This window comes from Clostridium oceanicum, from assembly GCF_039521385.1.
GTDB lineage: Bacteria > Bacillota > Clostridia > Clostridiales > Clostridiaceae > Clostridium_F > Clostridium_F oceanicum.
Genome location: NZ_BAAACG010000009.1, coordinates 160,649 through 175,337, shown reverse-complemented (window position 1 = coordinate 175,337; position 14,689 = coordinate 160,649). Strand labels below are relative to the sequence as shown.

The 14,689-nt window shown below is 25.4% G+C and carries 14 protein-coding genes; 13 read left to right on the top strand and 1 reads right to left on the bottom strand.

Annotation, left to right across the window (positions count from 1 at the left end; all coding sequences use genetic code 11):
- The first annotated feature begins 199 nt into the window (after positions 1–199).
- Positions 200–1,240, top strand: coding sequence for an N-acetyl-gamma-glutamyl-phosphate reductase (gene argC, locus ABDZ71_RS10325; RefSeq protein ID WP_343761397.1), 1,041 nt, complete (start codon positions 200–202; stop codon positions 1,238–1,240).
- A 50-nt stretch (positions 1,241–1,290) separates the two neighbouring features.
- The gene (gene argJ, locus ABDZ71_RS10320) at positions 1,291–2,517 is read left to right on the top strand and encodes a bifunctional glutamate N-acetyltransferase/amino-acid acetyltransferase ArgJ (protein WP_343761396.1); all 1,227 of its coding nucleotides are present in this window, start codon (positions 1,291–1,293) and stop codon (positions 2,515–2,517) included.
- A gap of 130 nt (positions 2,518–2,647) precedes the next feature.
- Here argJ and ABDZ71_RS10315 read toward each other — a convergent pair whose 3' ends face one another.
- On the bottom strand, positions 2,648–3,325 hold the full coding sequence (locus tag ABDZ71_RS10315) for a DUF4405 domain-containing protein (protein WP_343761394.1): 678 nt from the start codon (positions 3,323–3,325) through the stop codon (positions 2,648–2,650).
- Between the two features lie 195 nt (positions 3,326–3,520).
- On the opposite strand from ABDZ71_RS10315, the gene ABDZ71_RS10310 reads away from it, so the two are divergent.
- From ABDZ71_RS10310 to ABDZ71_RS10260, 11 genes are all read left to right on the top strand, one after another.
- Positions 3,521–4,615: an efflux RND transporter periplasmic adaptor subunit gene (locus ABDZ71_RS10310; protein ID WP_343761392.1), complete on the top strand. Its 1,095-nt coding sequence runs from the start codon at positions 3,521–3,523 to the stop codon at positions 4,613–4,615.
- A gap of 28 nt (positions 4,616–4,643) precedes the next feature.
- Complete coding sequence (locus ABDZ71_RS10305) at positions 4,644–5,372, top strand: ABC transporter ATP-binding protein (RefSeq protein ID WP_343761390.1); 729 nt, start codon at positions 4,644–4,646, stop codon at positions 5,370–5,372.
- The gene (locus tag ABDZ71_RS10300; protein WP_343761388.1) at positions 5,362–6,534 is read left to right on the top strand and encodes an ABC transporter permease; all 1,173 of its coding nucleotides are present in this window, start codon (positions 5,362–5,364) and stop codon (positions 6,532–6,534) included. Before ABDZ71_RS10305 ends, ABDZ71_RS10300 begins: the two co-directional genes overlap by 11 nt.
- A gap of 91 nt (positions 6,535–6,625) precedes the next feature.
- Positions 6,626–7,321, top strand: a complete 696-nt coding sequence (locus ABDZ71_RS10295) for a response regulator transcription factor (protein ID WP_343761386.1) — start codon at positions 6,626–6,628, stop codon at positions 7,319–7,321.
- On the top strand, positions 7,311–8,804 hold the full coding sequence (locus ABDZ71_RS10290; RefSeq protein WP_343761384.1) for a HAMP domain-containing sensor histidine kinase: 1,494 nt from the start codon (positions 7,311–7,313) through the stop codon (positions 8,802–8,804). Before ABDZ71_RS10295 ends, ABDZ71_RS10290 begins: the two co-directional genes overlap by 11 nt.
- A gap of 204 nt (positions 8,805–9,008) precedes the next feature.
- On the top strand, positions 9,009–9,506 hold the full coding sequence (locus tag ABDZ71_RS10285; RefSeq protein ID WP_425544707.1) for a pyridoxamine 5'-phosphate oxidase family protein: 498 nt from the start codon (positions 9,009–9,011) through the stop codon (positions 9,504–9,506).
- A 28-nt stretch (positions 9,507–9,534) separates the two neighbouring features.
- Complete coding sequence (locus ABDZ71_RS10280; RefSeq protein ID WP_343761382.1) at positions 9,535–9,936, top strand: iron chaperone; 402 nt, start codon at positions 9,535–9,537, stop codon at positions 9,934–9,936.
- Between the two features lie 326 nt (positions 9,937–10,262).
- Entirely contained in the window at positions 10,263–11,558 is a 1,296-nt protein-coding gene (locus tag ABDZ71_RS10275) for an ABC transporter substrate-binding protein (RefSeq protein WP_343761380.1), read from the top strand.
- A gap of 190 nt (positions 11,559–11,748) precedes the next feature.
- Positions 11,749–12,636 carry a carbohydrate ABC transporter permease gene (locus ABDZ71_RS10270; protein ID WP_343761378.1) on the top strand — a complete coding sequence of 296 codons (888 nt, stop codon included), beginning with the start codon at positions 11,749–11,751 and terminating at the stop codon, positions 12,634–12,636.
- Between the two features lie 44 nt (positions 12,637–12,680).
- Positions 12,681–13,490: a carbohydrate ABC transporter permease gene (locus ABDZ71_RS10265; RefSeq protein ID WP_343761376.1), complete on the top strand. Its 810-nt coding sequence runs from the start codon at positions 12,681–12,683 to the stop codon at positions 13,488–13,490.
- A 45-nt stretch (positions 13,491–13,535) separates the two neighbouring features.
- Positions 13,536–14,672, top strand: coding sequence for a GNAT family N-acetyltransferase (locus ABDZ71_RS10260; protein ID WP_343761374.1), 1,137 nt, complete (start codon positions 13,536–13,538; stop codon positions 14,670–14,672).
- Positions 14,673–14,689: the final 17 nt, after the last annotated feature.

Genomic DNA, 14,689 nt, shown 5'->3' with positions numbered 1-14,689 from the left:
ATTTAAAATATTAATATGAATTATATACAATAATGAATAAATATTCAACATATTTTATAAAAATTATTGAAAAAATATTTATTATATGTATAATATTAATTAAACTTAGTGAATATAAGAAAAATACTATTATGGAACATAAAAAATATATATGCTAATTGCATAAATATACATAACATTATATATAAGGAGGGAAAATATGAAAAAAATTGGTATAGTTGGATCTACTGGATATGCAGGTCAACAACTAGTATTTTTATTAAATAATCATAAAGATGTAATTATAGATTTTTTAGTATCTAATAGTTATGCTTACAAAAATTATAATGAAGTTTATAAAAGTTATAACAATATATTAGATCAAAAATGTATAGATATGAAAAAAGCAAAAAATAAACTAGATGATGTTGATTTGATTTTTACAGCAATGCCTCATAGCAAATCCTTAGATTTAGTAAAAAAAGCGGTAGATAAAGGAGTTAAAGTTATAGATATAGGATCTGATTATAGATTGAAAGAAAAGGAACTTTATAAAATTTGGTATGGATTTGAACACAGATATCCTCAATTATTAGAAAAATCAGTATATAGTATACCGGAGCTTGTTTTAAAGGATAAAATAAGAAAGACTAGTATAATAGCAAATCCAGGCTGCTATCCTACTGCAACACTTCTTTCACTTGTACCTTTATTAAAAGAAAAAATTATAGATTTTAAATCTATAATAGTGGATGCAAAATCTGGTGTAACTGGAGCTGGAAGAAAGACTTCTTTAAATTCTTTGTTCTGCGAGTGTAATGAGTCTATGAAAGCTTATTCTATAACTAATCACAGACATACTCCAGAAATAGAACAGTTTTTATCAGATGCAACTAAAGAAGATATAAATATATCTTTTAATCCACATTTAATACCAATAAATAGAGGGATTTTAGTTACATGCTATGGAAAACTTTCTTCAAACTTTTCAGAAGATTATATAAGAAATATTTATAAATCTACCTATGAAAATTGTAAATTTATAAGAATATTAGATGATCTCCCAGAAATAAAATGGGTTAAAAATTCTAATTTTTGTGATATAGGTTTTAAAGTAGATAAGAGAACAGGAAATATAATAATAGTAGCATGTATAGATAATTTGATGAAAGGAGCAGCAGGACAAGCAGTTCAAAATATGAATATAATATTTGATTTTAATGAGAGTGAAGGACTTTCATATATTCCTTCTTTTCCCTAAATAAATTTTTTAAATTATAGTAATACAAAGGATTATTTCAATAAAAAGGGGTGGCTATTTTGAAAATAATAAAAGATAAAAGTTTAAATTATGTACCACATATACTTACTTCAGGAATAAGTAGTGGGGTAAAGAGAAAAAATAAAAAAGATTTATGTGTTATATATAGTGAAGTTGAAGCGGTGGCAGCAGGTGTATTTACTACAAATAAAGCAAAAGCTGCTCCAGTTATACTAAGCTTGGAAAATATAAAAAATTATAATACACAAGCTATTGTTATAAATAGTGGCGTAGCTAATGCTTGTACTGGGGAAATTGGATTAAAAAATGGAAAGGATACTATAGAATGTATATCTAAATGTCTTAACATAAAGAAGGAAGAAATTATAATAGAATCTACAGGAATAATTGGAAAGCAATTACCTATGGAGTTAATAATAGAAGGCATTAAAAAGGGATGTAAATCTTTATCAAAAGAAAATTCTTTAGATCCAGCAGAAGCTATTAAAACTACAGATACTTTTGTAAAAGCAATAACTGTGGAAGAAGAGATTGATGGAAAAACAATAATTATAAGTGGAATAGCTAAAGGTTCAGGAATGATTCATCCTAATATGGCCACAATGCTTTCAAATCTAGTTACTAATGTTAATATTACAAAAGAAATGCTCCAAAAAGCTCTAAAAGATAGTGTAGAAGATACATATAATATGATTTCAGTAGATGGAGATACAAGTACTAATGATATGGTAGTTGTTCTTTCTAATAAAACTGCTAATAATAAAATCATTGATTGCGAAAATGAGGATTACAAAATATTTAAGAAAGTATTAGATTATGTAAATGTTAATTTAGCTAAAATGATAGCAAAGGACGGGGAAGGAGCTACAAAACTTGTAGAAGTAAATGTAGAGAATGCTAAAACTATAGAAAGCGCAAAGAAAAGTGCCAAATCTGTTGTTTGTTCTAATTTAACTAAGTGTGCTTTGTTCGGTAATGATGCTAATTGGGGAAGAATAATATGTGCATTAGGGTATTCAAAGGCAGAGTTAGATGTAGAAAAGGTTGATGTTTACATAAAAAGCTTAAAAGGTAAGATTAAAATAGTTGAAGATAGTGTTGAACTAAATTTTGATGAAGATAAAGTAAAGGATATATTAAATTCAAAAGAGGTAATTTTAATTATTGATTTAAAATCTGGAGATAAAAATGCATCAGCTTGGGGATGCGATTTAAGTTATGATTACGTTAAGATAAATGGAAGTTATAGAAGTTAATTTTACTTTTATCTAGTTATTTTTAATTTAAAAAGTAGTTTCATTTAAATAAAGGAATATATTTAGTAAAACATTTAAACAAAGCTTAAAAACTTTGTTTAAATGTTTTTTATAAATATAGAGTTTTATTTTAATCTAACAGATTTAAAGGGTCATTAGTATCAATAGAATTATTAGTATTTTTCTTTCTTTTGTTATTTTTCATCATGGTTTTATATAGTTTAATGTTTATAAATGTATGAATAAAAGCTACAAGTATAAATAGTATAGATGAAAATTTATGAGTAAAAGAAAGAGATCTATAAAGTTTATTGGGCTGAGCTTTCTTATTTCTATTTAATCCTCTTTTAAAATTAGGATTTTTTTTATTTATATCTTTATTTTTATTTAAGGTTATATATTGAGTGTTTATACTTTCTTTATTATAAAGTGTATTATTTAATTCATGATTTTTATTAGGTGGATTTTTTATAGGAGTAATGTATTTACAAGCTATACCAGAAATTGAACATATCATAAATGTAGATATAAGTATAACATTTATAAAACCTCTTAAGTTTTTATTTTTCATACCATATATAGCAGATTTAAAATGCTCATAAAAGTGAATTGCAGCAAAAAATAGAAAAATATAACTAGATATTATATGAAAATGTACCCAATCACGTCTATTTAATCCCATAATCAAGTAGTTAGAAAATATTTTATTAGGAATAAGTAAAACTATGCTAGTTATAAGGCATATTATAAAAGATATTATTGTTAAAGAAGTTATTATTAATTTTAGATTTATTTTTTTTGTTTTCATAAGGGATCCTCCTAGTATTGTTTAGTTAAGAATAAATTTTAATTTAATAATAATTAAGTTAGGTGACATATAGGTGGCAGAGGTGTTAACAAATTATAAACAAGCAAGTTCAATGTTTGTTAACAACTTTGCCACTTAAGTGACACTTGGATTTTTTATCATTAGCTTAATAAATAAATCTTGGGAGGTAAAGTAGTGAGAAAACATTTTAAAAAGTTAATAGCGTTAGGTGTTGTAGTTCTTGTAATAATATCTAGTATTTTTATTTTAAATTATTCTAAGGGAAAAAATGAAAAGGAAAATATTAAAAATATTAATGTTACAGCAGAAAAGCAAAATATAGTTTCAAAAGTTCAAGCTAATGGAGTAATATTTTCAGCAAATACTAAAGAAATTGTAGCTAATAATAATGGAGAAATAAAGGATTTAAAATTAAATGAAGGAGATACAGTTAAAAAAGGCCAGGCTATTTGTAGTGTATATAGTGAACAAATAATACAGCAAGTAGATAATGCTAGTTTAAATTTAGAAAGGCAAAGACTTGAAGAAGAATCTTCTAAATCAAATACCAGTGAAGAACTCCAAAATTTACTTATAGAAGATGCAGAGAAAAAACTCCAATATGCACAAAGTGATAAAGCTAATATGTTAGTAACTTCACCAATAAATGGACTTATTGTACAAAAACAAAAAGAAAGTGGCGATAAAATTCAATCAGAACAAACTATTTTAGAAGTTTCAGATATATCAGCTTTAAAAGCTAAAGTATCTGTAGATGAACTTGATATAGCGAAAATAAAAAAAGGTCAAAAAGTTAAAATTAATTCAAGTTCCATACAAAATAAAAGCTATGAAGGAGAAGTGGAATCTATATCTCCTAAAGGTGTTACAGAAAATAACGTAACCACTTATGATGTAGTTATAAAACTTAATGATATTAAAGATTTAAAACTTGGAATGACTATTAATTCAGAAATAATAGTAGAAAGTAAAAATAATGTTTTATCAGTGCCCTCAGAAGCTATAGTAGAAAAAGATGGAAAGAAATACGTTACAGTGGAAGATGAAAATTCTCCTAAAGGTAAAGTAAAAGAAGTTAAATGTGGAATAGAAAATGAAGAAAGTGTAGAAATTTTAGAAGGAATTAAAGAAGGGGAAAATATAATAGTACATTTACCTAATGCTAAACAAAACAGTGATAAGGATATGAAAAATATTATGGGAAAAGGAAAACAAAATCCTATGCCTTCCGGAGGAGGCCCTTCTAATTCAGGAAGAATGAAAAAGTAATTTATCACTTATAAGTAGAGGTGTTTATATGGTAGAAAGTAAAAAAGAAATTATAGTTATGAAAAATATTAGTAAATCTTACAAAGTAGGAAATAACATATTTAAAGCTTTAGAGGATATTAATTTAACAATAAGAAAAGGAGAATTTGTAGCTATAATAGGTAAATCAGGAGCAGGAAAATCTACTTTAATGAATATAATAGGATGTCTTGATAGTAAAGTAGAAGGGGAATATATATTAGATGGGTTAAATACCAGATGTAGTGACAATAGATTAGCAGAAATAAGAAATAATAAGATAGGGTTTGTATTTCAAAATTACAACCTTTTACCTAAAATAAATGTAATGGAAAATGTAGAGCTTCCTCTTATATATATGGATTTAGATTATAAAAAAATAAGGGAGAAATCTATAAAATGTTTAGAAAAGGTAGGGCTAAAGGAACATATAAAGCATAAGCCTTCAGAACTTTCAGGAGGACAAATGCAAAGAGTAGCTATTGCAAGGGCTCTTGTTACTAATCCAGAAATTATATTAGCAGATGAACCTACAGGTGCTCTTGATAGTAAGACGGGAAATGATATTTTAAAAATGCTTAATGATTTAAATAAAGATGGAAATACAATAATACTTATCACTCATGACAAAGAAATTGCTAGAAAAGCTAAGAGAATAATAACAATAAAAGATGGGAAAATTATTTCAGATACAAAAAATAATAAATATAGAAATGAGGAGGAAGTCTATGAAGATTAAAAAAATATTTAAAATGGCTTTATCCTCTATATGGTCAAATAAAGTAAGATCATTTTTAACAATGTTAGGAATAATAATAGGAATTTCCTCGGTAATAATTCTAGTATCTATAGGTGAAGGTACAAAAAAAGAAGTGCAATCTCAAATAGAAGGTTTAGGCACAAATCTTATAACTACAAATATAGTAGGGAAAAAATCTAAAGCCTTAACTTTAGAAGATATAGAAAGTTTGAAAAATAAAGCTTCCATAAAATATGTAGCTCCTGTATCTACACAAAATCAGATAAATGTTAAAGCGGGAACTAAAGCTTTAGAAACTACAATAGAAAGCACAACAAAAGAATACTCAAATGTGAGCAAAACTAATGTATCAAAAGGTAGATTTTTAAATGAAAGAGATATAGAAAATAGATACTATAATGCAGTTATTGGTCAAGATACAGCTATAGAGTTGTTTGGTAATATTAATGTTATAGGTGAAACTATTAATATAAATGGTATGAATTTTTCTATAGTAGGACTTCTTGAAAGTAAAGGTAGTAATATGGGAGTATCAAGTGATGATAAAATAATAATACCATTAAGTGTCTACCAGAGAGTTTTTAAAGATACAGATATAAAATCATTTTTAGTAGAAGCTTATAGTAAAGAGAAAGTGGAAGAAGCTATGGGATATTTACAATTAATGCTGAATAAAAAATATAATAATGATACAGATAGCTATAAGATATTTGATCAAACAAGTCTTTTAAATGCAGCAAATGAAAGTACAAGTAGTATGACAACTATGCTTACAGGAGTTGCAGCCATATCCTTAATAGTAGGAGGTATTGGTATTATGAATATAATGCTTGTATCTGTTATTGAAAGAACTAGAGAAATTGGCATAAGAAAAGCTATAGGAGCGAAAAGAAAAACTATACTTATTCAATTTTTAATCGAATCTTCATGTATTAGCTTTTTGGGAGGTATTATAGGAGTTTCTTTGGCATTTTTAACTTGCTATGTATTAAAAAGTGGATTTAATACTCCAATTGTAATGTCTTTATCAAGTGTTATAGTAGCTGTTATTTTCTCAATAGTAGTAGGTATTGTTTTTGGTATGTATCCTGCAAATAAAGCATCAAAACTAAATCCAATAGAAGCTTTAAGAGTTGAGTAGATACATTTCTTTAAATTTAGTATAATAAAATTAGGGTCTTGCATAAAAGCAAGATCCTTTTTTAAAATAAAAGAAATGGAGAGAATTTTATATGAAAAAAACTATATTGATTGTAGATGATGAAGAGAGAATGAGAAAGCTTATAAAAGCATATTTAAAAAAAGAAGGATTTGATTCTCTTGAAGCTAAAAATGGTTACGAAGCTATAAATATAGTTTTAAAAGAAGAAAAGATAGATCTTATTATATTAGATATTATGATGCCTGTTATGGATGGTTGGTCTGCTTTAAATAAAATAAGAAAATTTTCTAACGTACCAGTTATTATGCTTACAGCCAAATCAGAAGAAGAAGATACACTAATTTCATTTGAACTTGGAACAGATATATATATACCAAAGCCCTTTAGTCCTAAAGTACTTGTAGCTAATGTGAAAGCTTTGTTAAAAAGAATAGATTTAAAAGACAATAAAGAAGACCTTGTGAAAAATAATGTTTTTGATGGATTATTGGTAGATGAAAATACTCATAAGGTAAAGGTAGATGAAAAGGAAATATATTTATCTCCTAAAGAGTTTCAACTTATGGTTTATTTTATAAAAAATAAGGGGATAGTTTTAAAGAGAGAAAGAATACTAGAAACTATATGGGGTATAGATTATTATGGTGATTTAAGAACTGTAGACACTCATATAAAAAGGCTTAGAGAAAAACTAGGAGAAAAATCATATTTAATAGCTACTGTAAGAGGATATGGATATAAATTTGAGGTGAAAAATGAAATATAAAAAAAGTATATTAAAGCAGCTTTTTATTGTTACAAGTTTAGTCTTTGCTCTGTTTATAATAATAGCTTTAATTGGCCAAACTGTATTTTTTAAAAGTTTTTATATTAGAGAAAAAAAGCATGAAGTATCTAAAATAGCTGAAAAGTTTAAAGCCCAATATGTAAAAGAAAAAGAAAATCTTAATTTAGAAAATTTAATAGAGAAATATGAAGAAGATTCAAATGCAAAAATAGTTATTTTAGATAAAAAAGGTAATATAAAAATGGATTTAAATTCTCTAAAGGATAAGAAATTTGAGAAAAGAAATTTTTTTTTGATACACAAAATAATAAATAACTTTTATATGAAATTTGGAAATTTAGAGTTAAATGAATATGATAAAAATCCAGTTATATATACAATTAAAGATTTAGAACCAGATAAATCAAGTGTAGTATCAGCTATAGTAGTAAAAGAAAAAAAGGAAATAGTATTTGTATTTACGTCATTATCACCAGTAGATGAATCTGTAGCTGTTATAAAGAAAATGTACCTAAGTTTTTCCATTATAGCAATGACTCTTGTAATTATTCTATCCTTTCTTTATTCAAAAATGATATCGAAGCCTCTTTTAAAGATAAACAAAGTTGCAACTAAAATGTCAAAATTAGATTTTAGTGAGAAGTGTGAAGTTAAATCAGAAAATGAACTTGGAAATTTAGCATCATCATTAAATTTTTTATCTTACAATCTTAAAAAATCTTTAGATTCACTTAAAGCTGCAAATTTAAAATTAGAAGAAGATATTGAAAAAGAAAGAAAAGTAGAAAGGATGAGAAAAGAATTTATAGCAGCAGCATCACATGAACTTAAAACACCTATAAGTTTAATAGAAGGATATGCAGAAGGGATAAAAGATAAAGTTTTTGATGAAGAAGATACAGAATATTATATAGATATAATTATTGATGAATCAAAAAGGATGGGAGATTTAGTATATGATATGCTAGATTTATCTAAAATAGAAACAGATAATTTTAAACTTTACAAAGAAGAGTTTTTTATAGATGAACTTATAAATCGTTGTAATAATAAATTTAGAGGTGTTATGATAGAAAAAAATATTAAAGTTAATTGTAAACTCTTTAAAAATACAAAAGTATATGGAGATTGGAATAGGATAGATCAAGTTATTACTAATATATTAACTAATGCTATTAGACATATAGATAGTAGAAATATTATTAATATAAGAATGAGAAAATTAAATGGTTTTGTGAGAGTGGAAATTGAAAATAGTGGCAAACATATTGAAAAAGAAGAGATAGATAAAATATGGGATAAATTCTATAAAATTGATAAATCCCGTAATAGACAATTAGGTGGAAGTGGTATAGGGCTTGCTATTGTAAAAAATATAATTGATTTGCACAAAGGATATTGTGGAGCGGAAAATACAGAGATAGGAGTTAAGTTTTATTTTGATTTATCTGTTATAGAGTAGTCGGTTTTAGGCATATAAAAATAAATAAGTATAGTAAAGCTATTTGTTTAATATTTTTTATAGGTAGACCGATAAATTTAAAGTATAGTCTTTTTATTCTTTATATAGTGTTAACATTAATTGACACATACATATGGTATAATTAAACGGAAACAGGGTATTGGTTTATGTGATAATAATTATATTATATAGGGGTGAATACTATTGTATAAATCAGACAAAGAGAAGGTGACTAAAGTGTTTAGAAAAATGAGAAGAGATGATAAAAAGCTAACTATAGAAGAAAGTATTGATATACTAAATAGAGGAGAAGTTGGAGTATTATCTACTATTAGTAGTTATGGATATCCTTATGGTGTACCTTTAAATTATGCAGTAAAGGAAGGACATATTTATTTTCATTGTGCTAAAGAAGGGTATAAACTTGAAAATATAAAAAACAATGCCAGAGTTTCATTTTGTGTTGTTTCTGATGTAGAATTATTGCCATCTAAATTTGATACTAACTATAAAAGTGTAATAGTTTTTGGCAAAGCTAAAGAAGTTTTAGGTGAAGAAAAAATAGATGGATTAAAAGCTATTGTAAATAAATATTCTAAGAACTATTTAAAAGAAGGAGAAAAATATATAGAAAATGCTAGTAAAAATATTAAAATTATAAAAATAGATGTAGAACATATTACTGGTAAAGGACAAAAGTAAAATAACTAATCTGAGAGGTGATTATGTTTTGAAACAAAGAAAAGATGGCTTTGTAGATCTTTATGTAAGCAATCTAGAAGGTATTAGAAAGAAAAAGGCTATAGTTATCCTTAATTATATAAGGGAAAATTATAAAAATGTTATAGAAAGTAATAAATATAATATGCCTACATTTGAATTAAATCATACATATATTGCTTTTGCTTCTCAGAAAAATTACTTTTCTTTTTATACTCACGAAAGAAGAGTAATTAAAAGTTTAAAACACAAGATTCCAACTTTAACTGTTGGAAAAGGATGTGTTAAATTTAAAGATACAGAAGAAATACCAGAGGAGATCTTAAAACAGTGTATAGATAGGATATTTACTGAAGAACCTATTTGTACTAGATGTAAAATTAAAAATTGTAATGAATGTAGCATTCATTAGAAATAGTTTATTTATAATGATTTAAAAATTAATATTTAATTGGAGTATATATGTATTTATATTAAAAAGGGATGCATCAAATAAATTTATTTTATTTGATGCATTTTTTTATATGAAAATAACTCATTTTATAAATAGATAAAATTATCCATTATATATATAATCGCTTAAAAAGTATATGATTACAATAATTATTTTAATTTCAAATAATTAATAAAATATCAATAAATTTTTTCGATTAGACATACAATATCAAATTTATTAATATTATTATGAAGAATGTAGAAATTAGTATAAATATGATATGGAGTAGGGGGAAAAGGATAATGAAAAGCATTAAAAAGAAGTTAGCTTTATTTTTATTTATTATATTAACTTTAGGAACTTTATCAGCATGTAAAAGTAAATCTACTTCTTCTAATTCAGATGATGGGGAAAAAAAGCATATAACTGTTTGGTTACCACCTATAGGAGAAAATGATAAACCTGTGTGGGAACCTATATTTAAAGAATTTGAAGAAAAGAATAATTGTAAAATAGATCTTGAGCTTATACCTTGGGAAAACTATCCTGAAAAATATGCAACAGCTATAGCAGCAGGTAAAGGTCCAGATGTAGGATACATGTATGCAGAGATGTTTCCTAAATTTATAAAAATGGGAGCTGTAGAAGATTTAACAAAAAGATTAGATAAAAAAGATATGGAAAATTACATATATATAGATGATGCTAAAGAAATGGGAGGTATTTATGGGCTTCCTATAGAAGCAGCTAATCCAGCAATGCTTTATTATAATAAAGATATATTAGAAAAAATAGGGGAAAAACCACCAAAAACTTGGGAAGATTTCAGAAGAATAGCTAAAAAAGCTACTAAAGATTCAAACGGAGATGGAAAGATAGATCAATGGGGATTTGCCCAAGGTTGGGGACAAAAATTCTTTGGTGATTTAAATTGGAATTGGTATGGATTTTTATGGCAAGCAGGTGGAGAACTTTATAATGATGATTTAAAAACTATTAAGTTTAATGATAAAGCAGGAGTTGAAACAGCACAGTTTTTAAAAGATTTAAAATTTAAAGATAAAGTAATACCAGATAATGCTATGTCTAAAACAAATAGTGAGATGTTTGAAACTCTTTTTGCAAAAGGAAAAGCAGCTTTTGCTATAAACTTATCTTCAAAATCCTCGGAAGTATTGGAGAAATCTTTTAAAGATTTAAAATATGGAATGATAACTTCTCTAGAAAATAAAGGAAAAGGAACATTTGCCTCTGTTGATCAATTGACATTAATGTCTTCAGCAAAAGATAAAGATTTATCTTTTAAGTTAATTAAACATATGTTAAGTGCAAAGTCTATGACAAAATTCCATAAATATCATCCAAGAGCACCAATAACAAAGGATGAACCATATCAAGGAGATCCAAAATTAAAAGAAATGATCAAAAATGATAAAGGAGTATATAGACCACTTAAAGTTGCTCCTCATGGAGTTGAAGTGTATGACTATTTGTGGAAACAACTTCAAAAGATGATGAATGGAGAAGTGAGTCCCAAAGAAGCCTTAGATGAAGCAGCTAGATATGGAAATGATTTATTAAAAAAAGATACTAAATAGTATATTAATTAAAAAGACATATACATATAAGTTAAATTTAACTGTATATGTCTTTTATGTATTTTCTTCTGTTCAATTTGATTAGTTTTGAAATTTTTAAGTAGTTATTATACTATTTAATATTAAATTTTACATAGAACTAATATGAAATTTGATATTATAAATAATTAATGTTAAAAGGAAGATAGTTATGAAAGAAAAGGGAAAAGCAGTATTTAAATGTATTAAACCTTATGGGTACATATTTCCTTTGTTAATTCTTATTACAAGTTTTTATGTATTACCAATAATCATGTCATTTTGTTTTAGTTTTACTAAATATAATATAGTAAATCCAGCTGAATTTATAGGAATTGAAAACTACAAGTATATATTAAAAGATAATACTTTTTTAGTAGCTTTAAAAAATACTTTATTAGTTACTATAGTTGTAGTTCCTGTCCAAACAATATTGTCTATGCTTTTAGCTGTATGGATAGTTTCAAAAAAAAGTAAACTTGCTAATTTTGTAAGATGTATAATGTTTATCCCGGTGCTTTCCTCTATGATTTTAGTAGGAATAATATGGAGAATTATATTAAATGGAGATGGTTCACCGCTAAATTATATTGCTTACAATTTATTAGGTAAAAATATAGATTGGCTTGGAAATCCTAAAATTGCTCTGCCTGTTTTAATGTTTATAATTATATGGAAAAATATTGGATACTTTATGATTATGTATATAGCAGCTTTAATGGATATTCCAAGAGATTATTATGAAGTAGCAGATGTAGATGGAGCAAATAAATTTCAAAAATTTAAGAGTATAACAGTACCTCTTTTAAAACCTACTACAATAATGATAGTGTTTTTAGGAAGTATATGGTCTTTTCAAATATTTGATTTAGTATATACCATGACTGGTGGAGGGCCAGGAATGTCAACTACTACATTAGTTTTACATATATTTAATTTATCTTTTAAACAATTTAATTCAGGTTATTCTATGGCTGTAGCAAATATATTATTTTTAATTATAGCTATAATAACTATAGTTCAAAGAAAGTTTTTAAAAAGAGAAGAGTCAATATGTTAATTTTATAGTTATAACTTATGTTTTTAAAAATAGGAGGAAATTATATGAAATCTTTAAAAAGATCAATTGGAAATATGATTTTACTTATAATTTCTGGTTGTATGATACTACCTTTCATTTATATGATAATTACTTCTTTTAAAGTTACCTATGTAGGGTATAAATTAGATTTTTCATTAACAGGATTAACAATTAAAAATTATATAGCAATATTTAAAGATAACCATTTTTTTAGATATTTTTTAAATAGTACATTTGTATCTATAAGTGGAGTTATACTTGCAGTTAGCTTTAGCAGCTTGGCAGGATATGCATTTGCTAAAATGGATTTTAAAGGAAATGATAATATATTTTTATTTATGATAGTTACTTTAATAATACCATCACAAGTTATAATGATACCTCTTTATATAATAATGAGAAATTTGGGATGGATGAATAGTTATTTAGCTTTAATACTACCTATTCCAACAGCTTTTGGAGTATTTTTAATGAGACAAGCTATACTATCTATACCAAGAGATTTATTAGAGTCTGCAAAAATTGATGGGTGTTCTGATATTAGGATATTTTTTCAAATAGTTCTTCCTTTAATAAAGCCAGCTATTATAACATTATCTATATTTACATTTATAGGAGCTTGGAATGAATTTTTATGGCCACTTATTGTAACTACAGATGATTCTATGAGAACACTTACGGTAGGGTTATCAACCTTAGGAGCTCATTATACTATAAACTATGGTCTTATAATGGCAGGAGCTACTATTACATTTTTTCCTTCATTTATATTTTATTTAGTACTTCAGAATAAATTTGTAGAAGGAGTTACTTTATCTGGTATTAAAGGGTAGTTAATATTTTTAGTATTTAATATAAAGCAGAGGTAGTGATTTTATTTGAGTAAAATAAGAAACGCTAAAAGAAAAGATTTTACAAAAGTTATTAATTTAATAAATCATGTTTTTAGAGAAAGTAGAGGTTATAAACCTACAATGGAAAAAGAATTTCCATTGCTTTTAAGTTATAATAATCTCCAAAATATGATTGGATTTTATAATGGAGATATTCCTATAAGTGAGGTTAATTTTTTAGAAGAAAATATCTTTATAGAAGGATCTTTTATAAAAGTTGCTTCTATAGGAGCAGTTTGCACAGATGAATCCTATAGAGGTGAAAATTATGCTTCTTTAGTATTAGATGAAGTAGAAAATAGAATGTATAAGCAAGGAGTAGATATAGCTTTAATATCAGGGGATAGAAGTCTTTATACTAGAAGAGGATATATGAAAGTAAAAGATTTTTATAAGTATAGAGTATTACCTAAAGAGAAGATCTATATAAATTTTGATTTAAGAGAATATAAAGAAGAATATTTAAAATTAATTACTGAAATGTATAATTTAAATTCAACTAGATACTATAGAAGTTATGATGAATTTAAAACTTTGATCAATTCTGCTACAATCCCCTGGGGGGATATTAGTTATAAAAAATATGTGATTTTTAAAGATGAAAATTTAATAGGATATATTGTATTAAGAATAATAAATGAAAAAGAAAGATATGGAGAAGTTGTAGAGTGTTTTGGAAACTGTTATTATATCTATGATTTATTAGAAACTTTAGAAAGAGATTTAGAATTAGAATATATAGATTATTATGTTCATATAAAAGATGAAAGAAATAAACTAGATAAATATGATGAGATTTGTAAAGATTATTTACATGGTACAGTAAAAATAATTAATTTTTTAAAGCTTATGAATGACTTAAGAGGGTATTTTTCTCAATATGTAAGTGAAAGTGTTTTAAATGAAATTAAGTTTTTAAAAGATGAAAATGGTTATGGTATAAAAATTAAAGATGAAATTATTTATATAAAAGAAATAGGAAAGGTTACCCAGTTAGTTTTTGAAGGGATAGAATATCATAAATTAGATTATGATTTAAGTAACCTGCCTAATATAGAAAAATTTTTAAAAGCAGTATTTCCTATACCTTTTGTATGGACTAAAAATTTAAATTATCAGTAATAGAATGTTGGGGGAAT

Excerpts from the sequence above, each read along its gene's own strand:
- argC (WP_343761397.1), top strand. The coding sequence starts at position 200 with ATGAAAAAAATTGGTATAGTTGGATCTACTGGATATGCAGGTCAACAA.
- ABDZ71_RS10315 (WP_343761394.1), bottom strand. The coding sequence starts at position 3,325 with ATGAAAACAAAAAAAATAAATCTAAAATTAATAATAACTTCTTTAACA.
- ABDZ71_RS10305 (WP_343761390.1), top strand. The coding sequence starts at position 4,644 with ATGGTAGAAAGTAAAAAAGAAATTATAGTTATGAAAAATATTAGTAAA.
- ABDZ71_RS10300 (WP_343761388.1), top strand. The coding sequence starts at position 5,362 with ATGAAGATTAAAAAAATATTTAAAATGGCTTTATCCTCTATATGGTCA.
- ABDZ71_RS10295 (WP_343761386.1), top strand. The coding sequence starts at position 6,626 with ATGAAAAAAACTATATTGATTGTAGATGATGAAGAGAGAATGAGAAAG.
- ABDZ71_RS10290 (WP_343761384.1), top strand. The coding sequence starts at position 7,311 with ATGAAATATAAAAAAAGTATATTAAAGCAGCTTTTTATTGTTACAAGT.
- ABDZ71_RS10275 (WP_343761380.1), top strand. The coding sequence starts at position 10,263 with ATGAAAAGCATTAAAAAGAAGTTAGCTTTATTTTTATTTATTATATTA.
- ABDZ71_RS10270 (WP_343761378.1), top strand. The coding sequence starts at position 11,749 with ATGAAAGAAAAGGGAAAAGCAGTATTTAAATGTATTAAACCTTATGGG.
- ABDZ71_RS10265 (WP_343761376.1), top strand. The coding sequence starts at position 12,681 with ATGAAATCTTTAAAAAGATCAATTGGAAATATGATTTTACTTATAATT.